This is a genomic window from Citrobacter sp. CRE-46, from assembly GCF_059615875.1.
Map to the genome: position 1 here is coordinate 2,331,137 of NZ_CM184341.1, position 22,153 is coordinate 2,353,289.

Below are 22,153 nucleotides of genomic sequence, written 5' to 3' on the forward strand. Positions count from 1 at the left end.
GCCTCGAATGCGCAGGCCGGATTAGGTGTTTACACCGCCTCCGGCAATAAGATTTACAGACCGTTCATCCTCGGCGGGCAACGCTCCAGCAGCTCCACGCTGCCATCTTCATTCTGCTGCTCCAGCATCACGTCAAAACCCCATAACCGGTGCACATGTTTCAGTACCTCTTTGCGTCCCTTATCCAGCGGGGCACGGTTATGCGGAATATAACGTAAGGTGAGCGAACGGTCGCCGCGCAGATCGACATTCCAGACTTGAATATTCGGCTCCATGTTGCTGAGGTTATATTGCGACGACAGTCGGCTACGAATTTCACGATATCCTTCCTCATTATGAATAGCGGAAATCTCCAGATAATTGTGGCGATCGTCATCCAGCACGGTGAACAGGCGGAAATCGCGCATCACTTTTGGTGACAGGAACTGACTGATAAAGCTCTCATCTTTAAAATCCCGCATCGCGAAATGCAGCGTTTCCAACCAGTCGGAACCGGCAATATCCGGGAACCAGTACCTGTCTTCTTCAGTGGGGGACTGACAGATACGCTTGATATCCTGGAACATCGCAAAGCCCAGCGCGTAAGGGTTTATCCCGCTATACCACGGACTATTGTACGGCGGCTGGAAAACCACGTTGGTATGGCTATGCAGAAACTCCAGCATAAAACGCTCGGTAACTTTACCTTCATCATAAAGGTGGTTAAGGATGGTGTAATGCCAGAAGGTGGCCCAGCCTTCATTCATCACCTGCGTCTGTTTCTGCGGATAAAAATACTGGCTGACCTTGCGCACGATGCGTAAGACCTCACGCTGCCAGGACTCCAGTAGCGGCGCGTTTTTTTCCATAAAATAGAGCAGGTTTTCTTGCGGCTCGGAAGGATATCGCCGCGCTTCGGAAATGGTTTTCTCTTCCTCTTTCTTCGGCAGCGTGCGCCACAGCATATTCACCTGGCTTTGTAGATACTCTTCACGGCTTTTCTGCCGGGCTTTCTCTTCCTGCAGCGAGATTTTTTGCGGTCGTTTGTAACGGTCCACGCCGTAGTTCATCAGCGCATGGCAGGAGTCGAGGAGCTTTTCGACTTCATCCACACCGTAACGCTCTTCACACTGGGTAATGTAGTTTCGCGCGAAGATCAGATAGTCGACAATGGAGCTGGCATCCGTCCAGCTACGGAACAGGTAGTTATTTTTGAAGAAAGAGTTATGTCCGTAGCAGGCATGCGCCATCACCAGCGCCTGCATGGTGATGGTGTTCTCTTCCATCAGATACGCGATACACGGATTGGAGTTAATGACGATTTCATAGGCCAGCCCCTGCTGACCATGCTTATACAAGCGCTCGGTTTCAATAAACTTCTTACCAAACGACCAGTGCGGATAGTTGATTGGCATCCCGACGCTGGAGTAGGCATCCATCATCTGTTCGGAGGTGATCACCTCGATTTGGTGCGGGTAGGTATCCAGTTTGTAGAGTTTCGCCACGCGGTCTATTTCCGCCAGATAGACATCCAGCAGATCAAACGTCCAGTCGGGTCCATCGCTTAACCGTGTGCTGTCCTTGTTCATGGAATCAATCGTAGCCATTCGCGCACCCTCATTGTTGGCGGCACTCTCTGTGTGGAGTACCTCATTTCAAGCATAGATCATGGTGTTAAAAAACGTGCTGCGGCAGAAATTTTTTCTTTGCGATTTCACGTTAGCGAAGCGCAGAAAAAAGGCATATCCGCAAAATTTTATGCTGGATAAAAATAACGCACAGCATGAGATTCCAAAGCCGGGAGTTCCCAGCAATCACTGCTATATGTGAGATAAGTCACCATAAAAAAGCCATATGTTGAATAATATTTTCAACTGAGTTATCAAGATGTAATTAGATGATTGTTCTTTTACTGTTAACGGAGTGGCTATGCGAGTTGTCATACTGGGAAGTGGTGTCGTTGGCGTGACCAGCGCCTGGTACTTAAGTCAGGCTGGACATGATGTCACCGTCATTGATCGTGAGCCCGGTCCGGCACTGGAAACCAGTGCGGCAAACGCCGGACAAATCTCTCCAGGATATGCAGCACCATGGGCGGCGCCCGGCGTACCGCTTAAAGCAATTAAATGGATGTTTCAGCGCCATGCCCCGCTGGCCGTCCGTCTCGACGGGACTCAGTTCCAGTTGAAATGGATGTGGCAAATGCTGCGTAACTGCGACACCAGTCACTACATGGAAAACAAAGGACGCATGGTACGGCTGGCGGAATACAGCCGTGATTGCCTGAAAGCGCTGCGCGCCTCTACCGGCATTGAGTATGAAGGACGTCAGGGTGGAACGTTACAGCTGTTCCGTACTGCTCAACAGTATGAGAACGCCACCCGCGATATCGCCGTGCTCGAAGATGCGGGCGTGCCATATCAGTTGCTTGAGGCAAACCGCCTGGCGGAAGTCGAACCGGCGCTGGCGGAAGTGGCGCATAAGCTGACCGGCGGCTTGCGTTTACCAAATGACGAAACCGGTGATTGCCAGCTATTTACCCAGCGCCTGGCGCAGATGGCCGAGCAAGCGGGCGTCACGTTCCGCTTTAACACCCCGGTCGATAAGCTACTCAGCGAGGGTGAGCAAATATATGGCGTCCAGTGTGGGGATGAAATTATTAAAGCCGATGCTTATGTGATGGCGTTTGGCTCTTACTCCACGGCGATGCTCAAAGGTATTGTTGATATTCCGGTCTATCCGCTTAAAGGTTATTCCTTGACCATTCCGGTGGCGCAGGATGATGGGGCCCCGGTTTCTACTATCCTTGATGAAACTTACAAGATTGCCATAACCCGCTTTGATAACCGTATTCGCGTTGGCGGCATGGCGGAGATTGTTGGCTTCAATACCGAATTGCTGCAGCCTCGCCGCGAAACGCTGGAGATGGTTGTACGCGATCTTTTCCCGCGCGGCGGTCATGTGGAGCAGGCTACATTCTGGACCGGACTGCGTCCGATGACCCCGGACGGTACGCCGGTCGTGGGACGAACCCGCTTTAAGAATCTGCTGCTTAATACGGGGCATGGCACACTGGGCTGGACCATGGCCTGTGGATCCGGCCAGCTGCTGAGCGATATTTTATCTGGTCGTACCCCAGCCATTCCTTACGACGATTTGAGCGTGGCGCGTTACAGCCCGGGGTTTACCCCCTCTCGGCCGCGGCATTTACACGGCGCACATAACTGATAAGGATGAGAGATGACCCGCCCGATACTGGCCAGCATTGACCTGCAGGCGTTGAAACAAAATCTGGCCATTACTCGCCAGGCCGCGCCGGACGCCCGCGTCTGGTCGGTAGTGAAAGCCAATGCTTACGGACATGGCATTGAACGAGTATGGAATGCGCTGGGCACAACCGACGGTTTTGCCATGCTCAATCTTGAAGAGGCGATAACCCTGCGCGAGCGGGGATGGAAAGGCCCGATATTAATGCTGGAGGGTTTTTTCCACGCCGACGACCTGACGATATATGACAAATATCGTCTGACAACGTGTGTGCACAGTAACTGGCAGCTAAAAGCATTGCAGAATGCGCGCCTGAACGCACCGCTCGATGTTTATCTGAAGGTGAACAGCGGCATGAACCGGCTGGGTTTCTTACCAGACAGAGTTTCCACGGTCTGGCAACAGCTGCGGGCCATGCCCAATGTCGGTGAAATGACGCTGATGTCGCACTTCGCTGATGCAGAACACCCGGATGGCATTCAGGAAGCGATGACACGTATTGCGCAGGCGACAGAAGGGCTGGAGTGCAGACGGTCACTGTCCAATTCGGCTGCGACGCTGTGGCATCCTGAAGCGCATTATGACTGGGTTCGTCCGGGCATCATTTTGTACGGAGCATCGCCGTCTGGACAGTGGCGAGACATCGCCAATACGGGCCTGAAACCTGTGATGACGTTAAGCAGCGAAATTATCGGCATACAAACGCTGAAAGCTGGCGATCGGGTCGGTTACGGCGGGCGTTACACCGCCAGCGGGGAGCAACGCATCGGCATTGTGGCGACCGGGTATGCAGATGGTTATCCGCGCCATGCGCCGAGCGGCACGCCAGTGCTGGTAGATGGTGTACGCACCAAAACGGTCGGAACGGTCTCAATGGATATGTTGGCGGTTGACCTGACGCCATGTCCTCAGGCGGGGATCGGCACGCCGGTAGAGCTGTGGGGCAAAGAGATTAAAATTGACGATGTGGCCGCTGCTGCGGGTACGGTGGGCTACGAACTGATGTGTTCGCTGGCGCTGCGCGTACCGGTTGTGACGGTGTAACTTTTGTATGCCGGGTAGGCGCAGCTCCCACCCGGCAAAAAACATCCGCTACTCATCCTCATCTTCAGCAACGCGAACACCAACCTTCAGCACCGCATTATCTTCTTTCTCGGCCACCGTCCAGATCATGCCAGCAAATTCAACCTGGTCACCGACGACCGGCGCGGCGCCTAACAGGTGCTGAACGATTTCACCCAGCGTTTGCTGTTTATCGCGATATTCTGTGCCATCGTCGAGGCCATATATCAGCGCCACGTCGGCATATTTTGCGCTGGCTTCGAGAATAAAATCGCCAAAGAAGCGCTGGTCTAACGATACCGGTGGCGACTGGCTGAATAGCTTGCCGAGAGCGGGGAGATCGCGCTCGCGACCAATGACGCACAACACGTCACCTTCACGCAGGCGCGTGCTGCCCGACGGATGAAACAAGACATTGTCACGAAACAGGGCGGCAATTCGCGTTTCTTCCGGCATATGCAGATCGCGCAATGCGGCTCCCACACACCACTTATCCGCGCTGAGCTGATAAACAAACTGCTCCCAGGGGTTATCCGGGTGAATATCCAGACCAATTCGTGAAACGGGCCAGCCGACCGGCGGAACCACGACTTTGGCCTTTTTAGCCGCCCAGGAAAGTGACGTTCCCTGAAACAGCAGGGAGATCAGAACCACGAAGAACGCCACATTAAAGAACAGACGCGCATTTTCCAGGCCGGCCATCATCGGGAAGACGGCAAGGATGATCGGCACCGCGCCGCGCAAGCCCACCCAACTGATAAAAATACGCTCGCGCAGATTGAAGCCACGGAACGGCAGCAGTCCGGCGAAGACCGACAGCGGACGAGCCACGAAAATCATCCATGCGGACAAAATCAGCGCTGGAATCGCGATAGGCAGCAGGTCGGAAGGCGTGACCAGTAGCCCCAGCACCAGGAACATGGCGATTTGCGCCAGCCAGGCCAGACCATCGAAGTTTTGCAGAATACCAAATCGGTTGCGAATCGGGCGATTACCCAGCAGGAAACCGCACAGATAAACCGCCAGAATACCGCTGCCTTCCAGTGCGGTAGTCAGGGCAAAAATGAGGATCCCGCCGCTTAAAGCCAGTAACGGATACAGCCCGGCAGGCAACGAAATGCGGTTAATCATTTGTTGCAGCAGATAGCCGCCGCCCAGACCCAGCACAATCCCTAAACCAAACTGCTGGAGTATATGCACCGCGAACATCCAGCTTAAACCGGTCTCGTGGTTTTGAATCATGGCGATAAGCGTGATAGTCAAAAATACCGCCATCGGGTCATTACTCCCGGATTCAATTTCCAGCGTGGAGCCGACACGTTCGTTAAGCCCCTTACCACCAAGCAAGGAAAAGACCGCCGCCGCATCGGTGGAACCGACTATCGCGCCAATCAATAGTCCCTCAATGAGATCCAGATTAAACAACCATGCGGCCATCATGCCGGTAAGTCCGGAGGTAATCAGTACCCCGACGGTCGCCAGCGATAGCGCCGGACCCAGCGCGACGCGAAAAGAGCTGGCCTGGGTGCGCATGCCGCCGTCGAGCAGGATAACCGCCAGCGCGAGGTTGCTCACCATGTAGGCAAAAGGGTAGTTGTCAAAAGGAATACCGCCTACACCATCCACCCCCGCTAACATCCCGATAGCGAGAAATATCACCAGAATAGGGATGCCAAGACGTGATGAGAATGAACTGAGTAAGATACTGCAGGTGACGAGAACGGAACCCAAAATAAAAAGGCTAATAACTGCTGCGGCATCCAACGTTCGTTTACTCCTGAATTACGCTGTTTCGTATTAACAAACCCTAACATAATAACGACAGAAACAGCGTTTTACTTAGCCCTGTTGGCAGCTTTTTTTACGATTTAAGTACCGGATGACCATTTATGGTGAGCTGAGCGCCATTTTTATCGTTTTTCAGCACCGCATTGGCCCCCAAAGGCAGGGTGACGGTACGTTGTTCATGACCAAAATCAAGACCGCTGATTAACGGAACTGACAATCTGTCGCGTAGAAAAGCGCAAACCGAATCAAGGCTGTAACCGGCGTCATAGTCATTGGGCGCACTGCCGCTAAAACTGCCAAGAATAATGGCGTTCTGCCGGGCCAGTATTCCCGCATGGTATAGCTGCAGCAGCATGCGTTCAATACGGAATGGGTGCTCATTAATGTCTTCCAGCACCAACACACCGTTTTCGATAGCGGGCATCCATGGCGTGCCCATCAGCGAAATGATCATCGCCAGATTTCCGCCCCATAGCGTACCTTCGGTCGCACACGCCGGGCCGTTACTCTGCCATTCGAGGGTAAATTGGCGATGACGCAAAGCCTGCCAGAAATGGTGCTCGGTAAACGCGTTCATCTCCTCGGCCCCGAAGTTAGCCGCCAGCATTGGGCCGCTGAAGGTAATCACATTGCCCTGCGCCAGCAAACCGCACTGAATCGCCGTAAAATCGCTGTGCCCGCACAGCAGTAGCGGGTTTTGTTGCTGACGAGCAATCAGTCCCTGCCAGTCGACCCCTTCCAGTAAACGGCTCGCGCCATAGCCGCCGCGTACCGCCATCACAATAGTATCAGGCGTGTGCAGATTAACGAGCGAGTTCACATCTGCCAGACGTTCTGCTTCTGTGCCCGCAAAACGCTGGCATCGGCGCGCAATGACCGCTGAATTATCGACCTGGTGACCGGCCTCAGTAAGCCGCGCAAGCCCACGTAATGCAGCCTGCTGGTTGATACAGTAGCCCGAAGGGGCAATTAAGTGAAACCGGGACATGGCATTTCCTTGCTACAACTAAAACCAAATGTATATCATGCCGCGTAGGTATGTCGTTGTCACCTCAGCGACAGGTTCCGGCTATAAGGATAGATGACGTGAAATTGAGATGGTTTGCTTTTTTGGTTGTATTACTTGCGGGCTGTAGTTCAAAACAGGATTACAAAAATCCGCCATGGAATGCTGAAGTTCCGGTCAAACGCGCAATGCAATGGATGCCGATCAGTGAAAAAGCCGGTGCGGCCTGGGGTGTCAGCCCACAATTGATTACCGCTATCATCGCCATTGAATCTGGCGGAAACCCGAATGCGGTCAGTAAATCGAATGCGATTGGTCTGATGCAGTTAAAAGCGTCCACGTCAGGACGCGATGTTTACCGTCGTATGGGATGGAGCGGAGAGCCGTCGACCAGCGAGCTGAAAAATCCTGAGCGTAATATTTCGATGGGAGCCGCCTACCTGAGTATTCTTGAGACCGGGCCGCTGGCCGGAATTGAAGATCCTCAGGTGATGCAATATGCGCTGGTGGTGTCGTACGCTAACGGGGCGGGCGCACTGCTGCGAACATTCTCCTCCGACAGAAAAAAAGCCATTAATAAGATCAACGATCTCAGCCCGGATGAATTTATTGAACATGTGGCTGATAATCATCCGGCGCCGCAGGCTCCGCGCTATATCTGGAAGCTCCAGCAAGCGCTGGATGTCATGTAGTTCATGTAATGCTATCCGCGCACCTTATTGGCTTTTTCCCGGGCTTCGCGCTCAAGGGAAAAAATAATCCGCTGTAAGTTCCGCTCCACCGCCGGGCCGACGTTGAGAAAACGAAAGCTCAGGCGGGGAGTGGTAATGGTTTCGTTTTTGCTGTCGATAACCACGCGCTCGCTGATGGAAATCAGCTGGGCGTCAACGTGATACACACCCCATTGCGCCATATTCAGTTCAACTTGTGAGAAGCGCATGCCTTCTACCAGTCCCTCTGGCTTTGCCGTTTCTAACAGTCCACCCATGCCGCCGAGAGACAAATCGAACAGGCGAAAATGCAGAATGCTGTTGTCCGGCATCTTTGCCGCGCAGCGATAGGGGGGATGCAGCGGCGCGCCGATACGGAAATACTCCCGACGCTGAATGAACCACAGGGAAGGCGGCAGCGTTGAGATAAATGCCGGTAGTCGCTGATACTCGCCTTTTTTAAGCTGCGGCAGCGTGAATTCCACTTTGGCGCCCTGCGTTTCGGCGATAATTGAGATCTGGCTGGCCCGCTGCACGGCCTGGTTTTCATATTCCTGACTGCCAAAGTCCATGATCAGTTCGTCCGGGGTGACCGCCAGTATTTTGCTAATGAACTGGCCACCTGACCAGGAGATACGCAGTGGAACCTGCTGCGAATTTAAGTCCCTGAGAACGCCTAACACCGCTAACGGATTTTGCTTCAGGAACTGCTCATTGTAGTTGCTCACACCTAATGACTCCTGGATGCCTGGTTTATCGTTGGATTATCGGCATCAAACGACGGAACTTAAGACAAATGAATGAAATTTTTTGCCAAAGCCAATGAATTAAGTCTGTGTGGAAAAACGTCATCCAACAGCTTGCCTATACTTAATGCACTGGCGCGGGAATAACGAGCGCACATTCACTGGAAAGAGGGCCTGAAAATGGGAATTATTGCCTGGATTGTTTTTGGTCTGATTGCAGGTATTATCGCCAAACTGATTATGCCGGGGCGCGATGGCGGTGGATTTATCCTGACCTGTATTCTCGGTATTGTCGGCGCTGTGGTCGGCGGATGGCTGGCAACAATGTTTGGTATCGGCGGTGATGTCAGCGGATTTAATCTCCACAGCTTCCTGGTGGCCGTAGTCGGCGCGATTGTTGTGCTGGGTGTTTTCCGGCTTGTGCGACGAGATTGAGTGAGCGGCCCCCTCTGGGGGCCGTTTCTTTGGAATAGAAAGTTCGTTATGGCGTCGGTTGCGTCTGCTTTTGAGGCTCAGTTGATGCCGTCCCAGCCGGGGCTGGACGCGATGCGGGGACGCTGTCACACGGTTTTTCTTTGGCGCAAATCAGGTCGAGCATTTTTAGCGTTACGCCGTTAGTCCAGCCGAACCCATCCTGCAACGGATATTCACCGCCACCGCCGCCGGTGCCAGTGGTACTCACGTCATACTTTTCAACCAGCTTTTTCTCGCGATCGTAAGTGTGCTGCACGTTGGTGAGGAATCGCCAGGTTACGTCCATGGCGACGTTATCCTGACCGTAATTTTGTAACCCGGCTGCCGCGACCCACTGGAGCGGGGCCCAGCCGTTTGGCGCATCCCATTGCTGGCCGCTTTTCACCGAGGTGGTAGCTAGACCGCCGGGCTGCAGCAAATGTGCCTGGGTTGCCGCGGCGACCTTACTGGCGCGATCTTTTGCCGCTGCATTAACATACAGCGGGAATAGGGCGGCGGCAGTGAGTTGGTTACGTACTTTGTGGCTCTTTAGATCGTAGTCGGCATACCAGCCTTCTTTGTCGTTCCACAGGTGCTTTTCGATCCCTTTTTGTCGGGCATTGGCAAAACCGTCATATTGAGCAGCTTTGGCATCATCACCAGCGGCTTTACTGGCGAGGGCGATCATTTTTTCCATTTTGTACATCAGCGCATTGAGATCGACCGGCACAATGCTGGTGGTACGCAGGGTACCTAGCTGGTTGGGGTTATCCATCCAGCGGGAACTAAAGTCCCAGCCGGACGCTGCGGCGGAGCGCAGGTCGCGGTAGATTTCGGTGGCCGGGCGGTTCGGGTTACTTTTAGCGGTGGCGATATCCTCCACCCATGACTCTGGCCGCGGCGTATCGCGGTCATCCCAGTAGCGGTTCAAAATGGTGCCGTCATCCAGCTTAACCACGCGCTTATTTTGCTGACCGGGCTGGAGCGTTTCGACGCCCTCCATCCAGTAGGTGTACTCTTTGAGCATCTGCGGGAGGTATTTTTTCAGCGCATCATCCCCTTCGTGCTGCGCCAGCAGTTCAACCATAAAGGCAAAGAACGGCGGTTGAGAACGGCTCAGATAATAGGTGCGGTTGCCGTTAGGAATGTGTCCCCAGGCATCAATCTCGTAAGCGAAATTTGCCACCATGTCGGAGACCTTGTCCCAGTGATTACTTTCGGCAAGCCCCAGCATGGTGAAATAGCTGTCCCAATAATATATTTCGCGAAAACGCCCGCCTGGCACCACATATGGCTCCGGGAGCGGCAGCAGCGAATCCCATTTTTCAGCGTCGGTCGTTGAGCGGGTTAGCACCGGCCACAGACCATCAATATGTTCGCGCAGCGATTGCCCGGCAGGGGGGACGTATTTCTCACCCTCTTTTGGTAAGGTAAAGTTCACTCCGACAAAATGACGTAAATCGAATCCAGATTGATTCTTTTGCATTCGGTAATCGGCGAGGATCATTAACGGATCGCTATTGGGAACCGCATCAGCAAAGGTTTTCTGGTCAGGGAACAATTTGGCCGTTTGTACATCGTTAAACAGAGGGCCGAGCAGAATATCAGGTGGTTGCGGTGTCGCTGCTGGCGCGTCCTCCGCATTGACGGTAAAAGAGGTACAGGCAAAAAGGGTACTGGCAAACGTCAGTTTTATCGCAACAGAAAGCAGCCCGGAAGGGCGGATTGCTGGTGTTATCATCGGTTAATCTCCTTAGCGGTGTGCCGAAGCAGCGGCATTTACCATGAGAAAACCTTAGTTCAGGATCGACCGTTGCGCGTGATCGACTCCCCATTTTGCGAATAAACAGACATTTCCCGACGCGCCAGGAAGATGCACACCCTGTTGAGAAAGGGTGTGCTGATGCCATTAACCTGTATGGGTTATCCGATGCGCCACGCAGTCAAGAGTGACGGTATCTCCCGTCTTTATACTATCGAGGGTCTCCCCAAGCTGACACATCCAACAAAGTCCCATTTCACGGGCGATAATCGCGGGGTGAGAAGCCTCGCTCCCGGTACGCAGACAGATCCCTTTGATGGTCAGCGGATCGAGTTGCAACACCGTAGACGGATAAATGACGTCCGCGACCAGGATTGTCGGATGGCTGAACGTCGGGATTTGCGCCGTCGCTCCTGTCAAATGCTGCAGCGAACGAGACAGTAAATCTTCAATGTCGATATATCGCGCCTGTAAGTAGGGATCGTCGAGCTGTAAATACTGCTGGCTGAGTTCGCTCAGCACCTGCTGCCAGGCGCAGGCGGCGCTACACTGCTTTTCACGCATTACGTCACAGGCCATATCGAACAGCTCGGGATCGTCCAACAGCGTGTGGTGACCGGAGAAGATCGCGGCGATATCGGCGGAATACTTCTCTTCAGCGAGCGCGGTTAGCTCGCTTAAATCGTTCAGCGTGCTCTGGATGGCGGCCTGTAATCGCTGCTGCTCAGCCTGCAATGATGCTGCAGGCTGCGGGCTTATCTCGGGTGAGAATGGCGTGTAAAAAATTACCGTCCCCGTTACCCGTGACGGGACCTGAGTCGCCACGTTTTTCGCCTGCGTTGGTGCGAGCGATTCGCCAAAATTCTCTGCCGCCAACTGTTTGAACGCGGCCAGGGCATCTTCTGCCTGTTCGCCTTTGGCAATCAGGCGCAGCGTGTCGTTACAACGCACCTGCAGCAAGGCTATCTGATTGAGACTATCAGGAACGACGCACTTGCCGTTTTTTTCCAGCCACATGTCGGCGTTAAAGCCAGACAGCGTAGATACCAGCCGTGAGGCCGGGCGAACGTGGATACCGTTGGGGTTTTTCACCACAATGGCAATCGAACGGGCATCTGTGTCGGGGGATAGTTCGGCAGAAGCGGACTTTGCTGCCGAGGGCGAAGGTAAACCCAGTTGCTCACATTTGGCGTCGAGGGCGTGCATGGCATCACGGATGACCTGATCGATATCAGCACCCGCAGCAGCGCTAACCGTCGCGGCCAGCGTGCCTTCAACCAGCGGGGCAGCGCACAGACGGACTTTCGCGGCGATGTCAGGGGCGAGCAGTTCAAGGGCAGTTTCCGCACTCAGCAACGCACTGCCGATATCCATCATCACTAACACGTGATCCGTATCGGCCACGGACTCGATGGCTTCCATCACCTTAATCGGATCGGTACCAATGGGATTCTCAGGATCGTCAATGCCTGCGGCAATAGCGAGTTTACAGCCATCGCCCATTAACATTTGTCGGGCTAACGCGCCGACGCCTTCGCCCAGTTGGGCGCTGTGAGACACAATAACCAGGTTTACCATCGCTTTATCCTTACTCTCTGGACGCCTGAGCCGGCATTTGCATCATAAACATGACGGACGTTGCGCCAGGATCCTGATGGCCAATGCTGCGTTCACCAAGGTAGCTGGCGCGGCCTTTGCGTGCCTGCATGGTGATGGTGCTTTGTGCCGCGGCTTCCGCTTGTTGGCTTGCGGCTTCCAGCGCCGCCTGTACGCTTAGCTTTTGCTCGCAGGACTGACGTAAAGATTCCACCACCGGCAACCAAACGTCGCACATGGTTTTGTCGCCAGGCTCAGCTTTACCACGGCTAATGACGCCTTCTGCGCCATCGCGAATCATTTGATACAACTCGTCCAGCGTCAGGCTCTGGTGGGCTTGCGTGACCTGGGCGGCGCGGATGAAAAAGGTACCGAACAGCGGGCCGCTGGCACCGCCAACGCTGGAGAGCAATACCATGCCGGTATTTTTTAAAATAAAACCGATGTCTTTATCGGCGATAGACGGCAGTTTTTCGACCACTTTACTAAAGCCACGATGCATGTTCAGACCGTGGTCGGCATCGCCGATTTCCCGGTCCAGCCCGGTGAGAAAATCACTTTCGGTAGTGAATATTTCGCCGCAGCGATAGAGCCAGTTAACAATTTGCGTTCTGGTGAGGGACATCATGAATCTCCTTATTTACCCCAGTTGAGAGCAGGGGTGTGAACCGGTGCATCCCATAAATTCAGCGTTTCGTCATCCACCTGTAACAGGGTGATTGAGAAACCGGTCATATCCAGAGAGGTACAGTAAGAGCCGATCAGGTTGCGCTCAATGACGATCCCCGCATCCTGGCAACGGCTTTCGAGGCGGTTATACACGCCGAAGAGTTCTGACAACGGCGTCGCACCGAGATTATTGACCAGCGCAATGACGCGATCGCCGCTTTGCAACGCCCGCTTGCTTTCTTTGCCTTCCTGCCACGCGCCCTGGACGTTGTCCCAATGACGCAGCGTGCGGCTGTAGTCGCCGTTTTCCAGCAGCGTGTCGAACATTTCATCTACGGTTTGGTCGAGAGACGTGAAGGCTCTGCGGTCAATGCCCGGCTCCCCGTGGATACCCACGCCAAACTCCATTTCGTTATCCTGCAGCGTGAACGACGGTTGCCCGGCGGCCGGAACGGTACAGGCGCCAATGGCGATCCCAATGGAGTGCCCCTGGTTATTCAGTTGACGCCCGAGTGCCGCGCAGGCTTCCAGCGAGTCACCGCGTTCGGCGGCCGCGCCGACCAGTTTTTCTATCAATACGGTATTCGCCACGCCACGGCGACCGGCGGTATACAGACTATCTTTCACCGCGACGTCGTCATCCACCACCATGGTCGTGACTTTAATACCGCTTTCGTGCAGCAACTCGGCGGCGGTTTCGAAGTTAAGAATGTCGCCGGTGTAATTCTTGATGATCAGCAGGACGCCTTCACCGCCGTCAATTTGCATGGCGCATTCAAACATTTTATCCGGCGTAGGTGAGGTAAAAATCTCACCCGGGCAGGCCCCGGCGAGCATGCCCTGCCCAATATAACCGCAGTGCATTGGCTCATGTCCGCTGCCGCCGCCGGAGAGGAGCGCCACTTTGCCCATCACCGGCGCATCTGCGCGAGTGACGTACACCGGGTCCTGATGCAGCGCCAGGGAGGGGTAAGCCTTCGCCAGTCCGGCGAGTTGTTCATTCAGTACGTCTTCAACACGGTTGATCAATTTTTTCATTATTTATGCTCCGCAGACAGTCCTGGATGCTGCCAAAATTCTGCAGCCATCTGATGTAGGGTATCGGTTTGTACAACGCTACGGCGACCGCTCGCTGCCGATAAAGTAATTTTGCACACGGGTATGCAAAAGAAAATTGCTCTTGGTGGTGTTTCAATAAGGAACATTGCTATCTCAATATGTTCCGTATTGAAACAAGATGACGTCAAATTCGCCTAAACTGCGACGTTGGGCATCCTTTTGTTTTAAGGTTGGCAAGGGGGCAGGCAGTTTCATCAAGGTGAAGGGCGTGAACGAACAGGAGGCAGATTAAGAAGGTTAAAATCGTGCAGGCAGGTGGTTGATCGCCACCAGTTTTCCTTGCTCAAGTTCGATATATCCCCCTTTTTTTAAGGCCGCGAGCATTTTCATCACGCTACTGCGTGAAAGGTGCGTCCTGTCCAGAATGTACTGGTAGGCGGCAATCTGCTGGCGAATGTTGTCTGATTCTTTGGCCAGAGCCTGTAGTTGATAGCACAGCACATCATAAGCGGTGGGGGCCGCGACCATCTCATTTTGAATAAACAGTTTATTTGTCACGATGATCATATGCCGGGCCATGATCTCCCAAAGCTGTTTTGCTTCAATGCGTGCCATAACGGTTTCCAGTGGGACAGTCGCAACTTCGCATTCCTCAAGGGCGCGGAGCAATAGTTTCTCTGATAATGCACTGGTGAAGCCGAGAGACACCGGCGCAGAGGCGATGCCTAAAGCCAGATTATTCTCCAGGTTTTCAATACTTACCGTACCCTGGCGGATAAACTGACACAGATGTTCTCCAGAATGGATAAATACGAAGCGGCTACCTTTGGGGTAGCGCCTGAACTCGCATTCTTCTGCCAATTGTCGCAGCAACTCCGGAGCATAAGGCGAGGGTTGTTTGAGCAGATTTATCGGCGATTCATGAGGCATAATGGGGTTATCCCGCATAGATTTTCATTCGTTTACGTTGTGCAGCATAGCGTACGGTTAATACTTCAGGGGAATATTTTGCTGTATTTGTTTCAATACGCCGCGTTCGGTAACGATATAGCCGCCTTTTTTTAATTCGGCCAGAATTTTCATGATACTGCTCCGTGACAGAAACGTGCGGCTCTGAATATAGTTTGCGGCGGTAATGTGCTGCCGAAACTCGTCAGATTCGCGCATCAACTCATAAAGTTGTGAGCGAATAACATCGTAAGATGTTGGGGCGGAAATGCGAGTGCAATGGTCATAAACACGCCCGGCCGTATAAATGAGTAACATGGACAGGCTCTCCCACAGATCCTCATCGGCAATAATCTCATTAGCTGTTTCCAGAGGAATGGCTGCAACGGTTGAGCACTCTTCACACCGCATAAAGAGATATTCCGATTCTGCAAGCTGATTGCTTAGTCCGAAGATAAATGGCGCGACTTCAGAATTGAGCATAAAGCCGTCGCGTTGCCTGAAGATGGCAATCGTGCCATTCAATAGCAAATAACATTGATGAGAATTATTGCTCTTGTAGTTAATTATTTGTCTGTATTTTGTTTCATAAATGTTGGCGCTTGGCTTTAGCTTTTCAATAATATTTATTATGTGTTCCACCGGCTTTATCGGTAAGGCTTGATACATACTTGATTCAATGATTATTTTTGTTTCAGGCATGAGTCGCCCTCCTCAATAAATATGCTGCTAAAAACAACATAAGATGTTGTTGGTTTTAATAATTATGGTAATGAGAGGAAGATAATGGAATCCATCGCACGGTGTAAAATTACACCGAAAAATAACTTGAGCAAATATGTGCATCTATATCAAAATTGCCCATAAGCAGAAGAGCAATAGCATCTAATAAGGATCGGTTTTACTTACATGGAGCCTAATTCCATCCTTGCTAATTTGCGCTGATTGTTATTTCTCACAGTACTTTCAAAGTGATGGTAATAATAAAGTTATGGGGCGTTATTTGCATCAGGGTAAATAACGATGCAGCACTATAAATAAAAGTTAAGGAAAGCAATTATGAAAAAGAATGTGATAGCGAAGACGTTGTCTGCTGCGGCCATTCTCATGGCCTCAAACGCAATGGCCTATGATGGTACGGTTATTTTTAATGGTGAAATCCTCGATTCGGCCTGTACCGTTGATATTGGTGGTAGTAATACGTTGATGGTCGATCTGGGACGTGTCGCTAAAACAGCATTCGTCAGTACTGGCGATGAAGCATCCACCACAAAATTTACGCTACGGCTGAAAGATTGCCCGGCCAGCGTGGCCGCAGCAAAGGTGAAATTTGACGGTGCGCATGACGGTAATGACAGTAGCTTGTTGGCCATCACACAAGGTTCCGGGTCGGCAAGCGGTGTGGCAATACGTCTTAAGACGGCAGACAGTGTGAACTTAGGACTTAATCAGGACAACGGTTATACCTACATGTTATCCAGTACCGCGGATAATAATCTGGATTTCTATGCCGCCTATGTGGCAACCGCTGTGCCTGTTCTTCCTGGCGCGGCTAACGCGGTGGCTAATTTCACTGTTAACTACAACTGATTTACCTGTGCAGTTTTAAGGGCCGGCAAACGGCCCTTTCAGAGGTTTATGATGAGAGTATTACGTTTTTGCATGTTGCCCCTGGTTGCTGTGGCGATCGGTATTACTACAGCGCATGCGGGTGTCTCAATTGGTGGTACCCGAGTCATTTACGATGGTGGAAAGAAAGAGGCTTCGCTGAGCGTTAATAATCCTGATGCGGTTCCTTACTTAATTCAATCTTGGATTGAAACGCAAAGCAACGACGGGGCGAAAGCACCGTTTATCATTACTCCACCGCTTTATCGTTTGGATAAAGGGCAGCGAAACGTAATGCGCATTATTCGCACAGGTAATTTGCCAGAAGATAAAGAATCTCTGTTCTGGCTCAATATTAAATCGATACCGTCGGCAGAGCGTAAAGATAATACATTACAAATAGCTATCAAAACGCGAATAAAACTGATCTACAGGCCGGTCGGATTAAACCAGTCAACACCAGATGCGCAGGTAGAAAAACTACGCTGGAAATCGGACGGTAAATTTATTCAGGTGACGAACTCATCCTCATACTTTATTAATTTTAATGAAATTACCGTGGCAGGTAAAAGAATCGAAGACGTTACGTTTGTCGCGCCCGGACGCAGCGCGAGTTTCGCACTACCGACAGGTATTACCGGTGGAGCAATAACCTACAGAATTATTAATGATTACGGCGGGATAAGTGAGGCGTATCACGCCTCACTCTAAAACGCAGTCCGGACGGGAAGATTATGTCAATGATGATAGCCAAGATGATATCTAATCCACTTCCGGTCCGATTATTGCTGTGTATTTTATTAACCGTCGCCAATGTACTGAATGAAGTAAAAGGTCGTGATTACTTTAACCCTGCGTTACTGGAGCGTACAGGATCCACAAATGGCGATGTTGATCTTTCCGGCTTTGAGACAGGACAACAGGCGGAAGGAACATATCATGTTGATATTCTTCTCAATGGAGAGAATGTTGATACCCGCGATGTAGTGTTTACCAGACGGGAAGGGGGAATGCTGGAACCGTGCCTTTCAACAGAGTTGTTGGAGGGCTACGGTGTGAAGACAGCACTATATCCAGGGCTTGTCGGGAACGAGAATTGCGCTGATCTGTCCGCTATTCCTCAGGCTTCCAGCGAACTGTTATTTTCTTCCCAGAAGTTGTTATTGAGTATTCCGCAGGCCGCGCTTTCTTCACCGGCGCGCGGTTATGTTGCACCAGAACAGTGGGATGAAGGTATTACAGCCATGATGCTCAATTACAGTCTCAGTGGGGATAACAGCCGGACAAAGGACACAGGAAACAACAGCAACAGTCAGTACGTTAACCTGCGTCCGGGAATTAACATTGGCCCATGGCGGTTACGTAACTACAGCACCTGGAATAAAGACAGCCAGGGAAATGCGCACTGGGACACCGTCTATAGCTACGTGCAGCGCAATATTATTCCGCTGAAAGCGCAACTGGTACTGGGCGACAGTTCTTCGCCAGCCGACGTTTTTGACAGCATTCCTTTTCGCGGCGGCCAGCTTGCCTCTGATGATGAGATGATCCCGGATTCGCTGAAAGGCTATGCGCCGGTGGTGCGAGGAATCGCCCGAACAAACGCGCAGGTGATCATTCGACAAAATGGTTATCAAATTTACCAAAACTACGTCTCTCCGGGGGCGTTTGAAATAACCGACATGTACCCGACCGGAGGCGCGGGCGATCTTGACGTGAGTATCAAAGAAGCCGACGGTAGTGAACAACATTTTACCGTTCCGTTTGCTTCATTACCCGTGCTGCAACGAGAAGGGCGTCTCAAATATGCCTTGACCGCCGGACGTTATCGCTCATATGACAGTCGGGTTGAGCAGACATCCTTTGTTCAGGGAACGCTGATTTATGGTTTGCCGGCAGGATTCACGGCTTATGGCGGTGTCCAGGGGGCAGATAATTATCGTTCTGTTGCAACAGGTATCGGGAAAAATCTTGGCGTGGTGGGGGCGGTTTCGGCTGATGTTAGCCAGTCCTGGTCCCAGCCACAGAATACGGGGCAACAGCAGGGACAATCCTGGCGCATTCGTTACAGCAAAAACAGCGTGGTAACCGGGACGAACTTTTCGATTGCCGGATATCGTTATTCAACGGCTGGCTATTCCGGGATGCAAGACACTTTTGATTCTTATGGGGCCGGCAGTTCATCGATAGAGAAACGCCGTAATCGCATGGAGGCGACCATCAACCAGTCTCTGGGGGCGTCAGGTGGCTCCCTTTCGCTCAGCGCGGTGCGGGAAGATTACTGGCATTACGCAAAACCATTGCAGTCATGGAGCCTGAGTTATAACAACACCTGGCACGGAATAAGCTATGGGATTAGCTGGATGCAGAGTAAAAATGGTTATTCGGGCAGTAATGCTCGCTACGACAGTGAGAGTTTGCTGGCACTGAACATTAGCCTTCCACTGGAACGCTTTTCGACCAACTCCTGGGCCAGCTATAGCATGAATACCAGCCGTAACAGTGGGACAACGCACAGCGTCGGCTTGAGCGGGATGGCGCTGGAGGGAAATGCTCTGAACTGGAGTATTCGGCAGGGTTATGGTTCCGAGGATGCGGGTTATACCGGCAGCCTGAACGCTGATTATAAAGGCGGGTACGCGGAAGTCAGTGGGGGTTACAGTTATGATCGCAACCTGCAACGGGTGAATTATTCGCTAGCGGGGGGCGTGCTCGCCCACGCCGATGGTGTCACATTTTCACAGCCATTGGGTGAAACCAACGTCTTGATTAAAGCGCCGGGCGCTGTGAATGTCGGTATAAAAAACCAAAGTGGCGTACGCACTGATTTTCGTGGATACACCGTTGTCAGTAACGTCTCTCCCTATCGCAAAAATGATATCGGACTGGAGACGGCAACTATAGCGGATGACGTTGAGCTGGAACTGACCAATAAAATCGTGGTGCCGACCCGTGGCGCGGTGGTTCGCACAGATTTTGTGGCCAACGTAGGATTGCGCGCATTGCTCACGTTACGCCGTGATAACGGAAAGCCTGTGCCATTTGGTGCGATGGTGACGGTCAGAGGTGTTCAGGGGCAAAGCTTCATTGTTGGGGATGATGGCCAGGTTTATTTAAGCGGCATGCAGCCACAAAGCGTACTGGACGTTGTCTGGGGCAATGACAACCAACAACACTGTACGGCTAAATATACTCTGAACAGCGAAGAAAATTATCGTGGTATTACCGTGACTGACAGTCTGTGTCGGTAACTCACTTTATTTATTGAGTCTATTAAGATGAACCGAATTTACGTTCTCTGTATTTTATTATTACTCCCCGGTTTGAGCTATGCCGATAATTGTTCCGTCAATGCGACGCTATTTGGCACAGTTACCATGGGGAATATTATTGTGCAACGCGATGCGCCGGTAGGTAGCGAAATTGCGCGAGCCAGACTTTCCGGGTATGCAAAGCTTGAAGTGGATGCTCCCGACAGGCCAACGTCATGCAGTGGCGGTTATACGTTTAATTATTTATCGGCAACGAACTCGCCAATAAATAATGTATTTAACACTAACCTCGATGGTGTGGGAATTCGTGTATCAGTTTTACCTGGTAGTTTTGTGCTGCCATCCAACGGTACGGCTTACATTTATAATCTCGGTTTTTACGATGTAATGTTAATTAAAACCGGGAAAATAACCCCTGGATATTTAACGCCGGGAGTAATAATGCAGGGATGGTTCATCACACCAGATAATTATTTTACGCAAATTTCCCTGGATGCAAATACTCAGGTAACGGTATTAGCATGCTCTGTTTCCAGCCAGACGCTGAATTTTAACCTTGGCGACATTAATGCCAGTGAATTCTCTAACCAATCGGGGTTTAACCCGCCGCGTAGCGATAGCCAGAACCTTGGACTTAACTGCGATGCGTCCGCCAACATTAACGTGGAACTCATGGGTACGCAGAACCCCGATGTGACAAGCGATACGAGCGTGTTGGCGCTGAACGGTCAGGGAACGCAGGGAACTGCAGACGGGGTAGGAATACAAATACTTTATAACAACGTTCCGTTGCAACTGAATAATCGCATTGTATTGAAGCGTTCAACTGGCGGGCAGGAAACGTTGCCGCTGATAGCGCGTTACTACCAGACTAAGCCGGTCGTCAGACCGGGAAGCGCCAATGCAACCGCGACGTTGAATATTACTTACCAATAACAGGGAATAAATAATGTTACCTGGAAAAAGGACGGCCATAGTGATGATGCTCGCATCACCTGCATGGGGGATGGGTGATCCTGTGACGCTCAACATCAACGGCAATGTCAAAACCGCGCCCTGTCAGGTGAGCAGCGACAGTGTGACCAAAACTGTTGATTTAACGCCCGGGCAATCTGTCACCGCTTCATCGTTATACACCGCGGGGTCGACCACGCCGTGGGTCGCTTTTGAATTAAGTGTTGAACAGTGTCCAACTGGGACAAGCCGTGTAACAGTATTATTTAACGGCAATGCCGATAGCGACCATCCCAATGATATGTACCGGAATATCGGTACCGCCTCACCCGTAGCAATCCAGGTACAGGCGAGCGATGGTGCGACCCTTGGCGACGGAAAATCATTAACCGCAAATATTTCCAATCAGCGCTATACATGGCGTTTGCGCGCCAGAATCTATAGTGAGCAAGGGCTGGTAACGCCTGGAACCATCAACTCTGCGATTACTATTTCTATGACCTACCAATAAACTAAAGCAGGCGCCTTAATGAACATCAGCATCCGCTGTGATGACAATATGTATAAATTGGGATTGATCGCATTACTAAGAGAAATATTTTCACTGGAAATGGCCCAGCAAACGCTGAGTATTCAGAATTTTGACTCTAAAAATAGGGCAACTGATGATGTGATGATTTTAATGCTCAGCCCCGGTGAACATTATCTTTGCCATTCAGAATTCTTTACCCGATCTCCAGGGCTTATTGTGGGTTTAATTGACAGGGCGCATATTCCTGCGCGTGGCGAAGTGCCTTCATGTATCAACCATATTGTTTTTATTCCTCACGATACTCCGGCCAGTCAAATGAGGACGGTGATTAAACATCACTGGTCCTTAGCGAAAAATGCAAATTTAACCAATAAGGGGCGCTCTTGCTTAGGTTGCCCACATAAAACATTCACGGCGCAGCAGCATCAGTTAATTCGTTTATTATTGTCAGGGCTCACGTCAAAGCAAATTGGTTTGCATATGCATATTTGTCAGAAAACGGTGCTGGCACACCGTCGAGCCTTAATGAACAAATTTAGGTTGAGGTCGGATTGCGAATTATTACAATTCCTCATCGCTGCACAGGAAAAGAGGGTTTTCAGCGCAGAGAAACCCGCAGCGAGTGAAGAAACAATAGCTCGGCCAGTTGCACCTGATGCAGAATTGTACCTGATCCCGGTGAGCTGCAGATAGAAAGCCACCTGCTTCGCAAGTGGCTTATGCTCAAGGTTACTTAGGGGGC

The 22,153-nt window shown here is 51.6% G+C and carries 19 protein-coding genes and 1 pseudogene; 10 read left to right on the forward strand and 10 right to left on the reverse strand.

Going from position 1 to position 22,153, the window contains the following annotated elements:
* Positions 1-53 precede the first annotated feature (53 nt).
* Positions 54-1,586 (reverse strand): SpoVR family protein, encoded by a 1,533-nt coding sequence (locus tag AC534G_RS11200; RefSeq protein ID WP_110497873.1) that lies wholly within the window; start codon positions 1,584-1,586, stop codon positions 54-56.
* 322 nt (positions 1,587-1,908) lie between these two features.
* Here AC534G_RS11200 and AC534G_RS11205 point away from each other — a divergent pair, with 322 nt between their 5' ends.
* Together AC534G_RS11205 and dadX are read left to right on the forward strand one after the other, a co-directional pair.
* Positions 1,909-3,207: a D-amino acid dehydrogenase gene (locus AC534G_RS11205; protein ID WP_085048063.1), complete on the forward strand. Its 1,299-nt coding sequence runs from the start codon at positions 1,909-1,911 to the stop codon at positions 3,205-3,207.
* A gap of 12 nt (positions 3,208-3,219) precedes the next feature.
* On the forward strand, positions 3,220-4,290 hold the full coding sequence (gene dadX / locus AC534G_RS11210) for a catabolic alanine racemase DadX (protein ID WP_038641223.1): 1,071 nt from the start codon (positions 3,220-3,222) through the stop codon (positions 4,288-4,290).
* Between the two features lie 114 nt (positions 4,291-4,404).
* On the opposite strand, the pseudogene AC534G_RS11215 reads toward dadX, so the two are convergent.
* Positions 4,405-6,072, reverse strand: a pseudogene (locus AC534G_RS11215) (potassium/proton antiporter); the annotation flags it as partial.
* A gap of 97 nt (positions 6,073-6,169) precedes the next feature.
* A complete protein-coding gene (gene ldcA / locus AC534G_RS11220; protein WP_110497877.1) occupies positions 6,170-7,084 on the reverse strand; it encodes a muramoyltetrapeptide carboxypeptidase in 915 nt (304 codons plus the stop codon).
* 98 nt (positions 7,085-7,182) lie between these two features.
* Between ldcA and emtA the strand changes: the two genes are divergently transcribed.
* A complete protein-coding gene (emtA, locus tag AC534G_RS11225; RefSeq protein ID WP_016153365.1) occupies positions 7,183-7,794 on the forward strand; it encodes a membrane-bound lytic murein transglycosylase EmtA in 612 nt (203 codons plus the stop codon).
* Between the two features lie 11 nt (positions 7,795-7,805).
* Here the strand turns inward: emtA and ycgR are convergent, their stop codons facing one another.
* Positions 7,806-8,540 carry a flagellar brake protein YcgR gene (gene ycgR, locus AC534G_RS11230; RefSeq protein WP_038641216.1) on the reverse strand — a complete coding sequence of 245 codons (735 nt, stop codon included), beginning with the start codon at positions 8,538-8,540 and terminating at the stop codon, positions 7,806-7,808.
* 198 nt (positions 8,541-8,738) lie between these two features.
* On the opposite strand from ycgR, the gene AC534G_RS11235 reads away from it, so the two are divergent.
* Positions 8,739-8,993, forward strand: coding sequence for a GlsB/YeaQ/YmgE family stress response membrane protein (locus AC534G_RS11235; RefSeq protein ID WP_069324680.1), 255 nt, complete (start codon positions 8,739-8,741; stop codon positions 8,991-8,993).
* Positions 8,994-9,039: 46 nt separating this feature from the next.
* Here the strand turns inward: AC534G_RS11235 and AC534G_RS11240 are convergent, their stop codons facing one another.
* From AC534G_RS11240 to AC534G_RS11265, 6 genes are all read right to left on the reverse strand, one after another.
* Positions 9,040-10,752: an alpha,alpha-trehalase gene (locus AC534G_RS11240; RefSeq protein WP_110497879.1), complete on the reverse strand. Its 1,713-nt coding sequence runs from the start codon at positions 10,750-10,752 to the stop codon at positions 9,040-9,042.
* Between the two features lie 168 nt (positions 10,753-10,920).
* Positions 10,921-12,351 carry a dihydroxyacetone kinase phosphoryl donor subunit DhaM gene (dhaM, locus tag AC534G_RS11245; protein ID WP_110497881.1) on the reverse strand — a complete coding sequence of 477 codons (1,431 nt, stop codon included), beginning with the start codon at positions 12,349-12,351 and terminating at the stop codon, positions 10,921-10,923.
* A 10-nt stretch (positions 12,352-12,361) separates the two neighbouring features.
* Positions 12,362-12,994 (reverse strand): dihydroxyacetone kinase subunit DhaL, encoded by a 633-nt coding sequence (dhaL, locus tag AC534G_RS11250; protein ID WP_496594604.1) that lies wholly within the window; start codon positions 12,992-12,994, stop codon positions 12,362-12,364.
* 11 nt (positions 12,995-13,005) lie between these two features.
* Positions 13,006-14,076: a dihydroxyacetone kinase subunit DhaK gene (dhaK, locus tag AC534G_RS11255; protein ID WP_199981104.1), complete on the reverse strand. Its 1,071-nt coding sequence runs from the start codon at positions 14,074-14,076 to the stop codon at positions 13,006-13,008.
* Positions 14,077-14,394: 318 nt separating this feature from the next.
* Entirely contained in the window at positions 14,395-15,045 is a 651-nt protein-coding gene (locus AC534G_RS11260; protein ID WP_230592237.1) for a winged helix-turn-helix transcriptional regulator, read from the reverse strand.
* Between the two features lie 39 nt (positions 15,046-15,084).
* On the reverse strand, positions 15,085-15,747 hold the full coding sequence (locus tag AC534G_RS11265; RefSeq protein ID WP_038641207.1) for a winged helix-turn-helix transcriptional regulator: 663 nt from the start codon (positions 15,745-15,747) through the stop codon (positions 15,085-15,087).
* A gap of 357 nt (positions 15,748-16,104) precedes the next feature.
* On the opposite strand from AC534G_RS11265, the gene AC534G_RS11270 reads away from it, so the two are divergent.
* The 6 genes from AC534G_RS11270 to AC534G_RS11295 are packed head-to-tail and all read left to right on the forward strand — an operon-like array spanning position 16,105 to position 22,104.
* A complete protein-coding gene (locus tag AC534G_RS11270; RefSeq protein WP_038641205.1) occupies positions 16,105-16,635 on the forward strand; it encodes a fimbrial protein in 531 nt (176 codons plus the stop codon).
* A gap of 51 nt (positions 16,636-16,686) precedes the next feature.
* A complete protein-coding gene (locus AC534G_RS11275; RefSeq protein WP_110497883.1) occupies positions 16,687-17,364 on the forward strand; it encodes a fimbrial biogenesis chaperone in 678 nt (225 codons plus the stop codon).
* Positions 17,365-17,393: 29 nt separating this feature from the next.
* Positions 17,394-19,904 carry a fimbria/pilus outer membrane usher protein gene (locus tag AC534G_RS11280; RefSeq protein WP_110498819.1) on the forward strand — a complete coding sequence of 837 codons (2,511 nt, stop codon included), beginning with the start codon at positions 17,394-17,396 and terminating at the stop codon, positions 19,902-19,904.
* 27 nt (positions 19,905-19,931) lie between these two features.
* Positions 19,932-20,861 carry a fimbrial protein gene (locus AC534G_RS11285; RefSeq protein WP_069324675.1) on the forward strand — a complete coding sequence of 310 codons (930 nt, stop codon included), beginning with the start codon at positions 19,932-19,934 and terminating at the stop codon, positions 20,859-20,861.
* Between the two features lie 13 nt (positions 20,862-20,874).
* Positions 20,875-21,390: a fimbrial protein gene (locus tag AC534G_RS11290; RefSeq protein WP_069324674.1), complete on the forward strand. Its 516-nt coding sequence runs from the start codon at positions 20,875-20,877 to the stop codon at positions 21,388-21,390.
* A gap of 18 nt (positions 21,391-21,408) precedes the next feature.
* On the forward strand, positions 21,409-22,104 hold the full coding sequence (locus AC534G_RS11295; RefSeq protein WP_110497885.1) for a helix-turn-helix transcriptional regulator: 696 nt from the start codon (positions 21,409-21,411) through the stop codon (positions 22,102-22,104).
* The last annotated feature ends 49 nt before the right edge of the window (positions 22,105-22,153 follow it).

Coding starts and splice junctions, on each gene's coding strand:
- dadX (WP_038641223.1), top strand. CDS start 3,220: ATGACCCGCCCGATACTGGCCAGCATTGACCTGCAGGCGTTGAAACAA.
- AC534G_RS11260 (WP_230592237.1), bottom strand. CDS start 15,045: ATGCGGGATAACCCCATTATGCCTCATGAATCGCCGATAAATCTGCTC.
- AC534G_RS11290 (WP_069324674.1), top strand. CDS start 20,875: ATGTTACCTGGAAAAAGGACGGCCATAGTGATGATGCTCGCATCACCT.
- AC534G_RS11200 (WP_110497873.1), bottom strand. CDS start 1,586: ATGGCTACGATTGATTCCATGAACAAGGACAGCACACGGTTAAGCGAT.
- AC534G_RS11235 (WP_069324680.1), top strand. CDS start 8,739: ATGGGAATTATTGCCTGGATTGTTTTTGGTCTGATTGCAGGTATTATC.
- dhaK (WP_199981104.1), bottom strand. CDS start 14,076: ATGAAAAAATTGATCAACCGTGTTGAAGACGTACTGAATGAACAACTC.
- AC534G_RS11285 (WP_069324675.1), top strand. CDS start 19,932: ATGAACCGAATTTACGTTCTCTGTATTTTATTATTACTCCCCGGTTTG.
- dhaL (WP_496594604.1), bottom strand. CDS start 12,994: ATGTCCCTCACCAGAACGCAAATTGTTAACTGGCTCTATCGCTGCGGC.
- AC534G_RS11275 (WP_110497883.1), top strand. CDS start 16,687: ATGAGAGTATTACGTTTTTGCATGTTGCCCCTGGTTGCTGTGGCGATC.
- AC534G_RS11295 (WP_110497885.1), top strand. CDS start 21,409: ATGAACATCAGCATCCGCTGTGATGACAATATGTATAAATTGGGATTG.
- ldcA (WP_110497877.1), bottom strand. CDS start 7,084: ATGTCCCGGTTTCACTTAATTGCCCCTTCGGGCTACTGTATCAACCAG.
- AC534G_RS11280 (WP_110498819.1), top strand. CDS start 17,394: ATGATGATAGCCAAGATGATATCTAATCCACTTCCGGTCCGATTATTG.
- dhaM (WP_110497881.1), bottom strand. CDS start 12,351: ATGGTAAACCTGGTTATTGTGTCTCACAGCGCCCAACTGGGCGAAGGC.
- AC534G_RS11265 (WP_038641207.1), bottom strand. CDS start 15,747: ATGCCTGAAACAAAAATAATCATTGAATCAAGTATGTATCAAGCCTTA.
- AC534G_RS11240 (WP_110497879.1), bottom strand. CDS start 10,752: ATGATAACACCAGCAATCCGCCCTTCCGGGCTGCTTTCTGTTGCGATA.
- AC534G_RS11270 (WP_038641205.1), top strand. CDS start 16,105: ATGAAAAAGAATGTGATAGCGAAGACGTTGTCTGCTGCGGCCATTCTC.
- AC534G_RS11205 (WP_085048063.1), top strand. CDS start 1,909: ATGCGAGTTGTCATACTGGGAAGTGGTGTCGTTGGCGTGACCAGCGCC.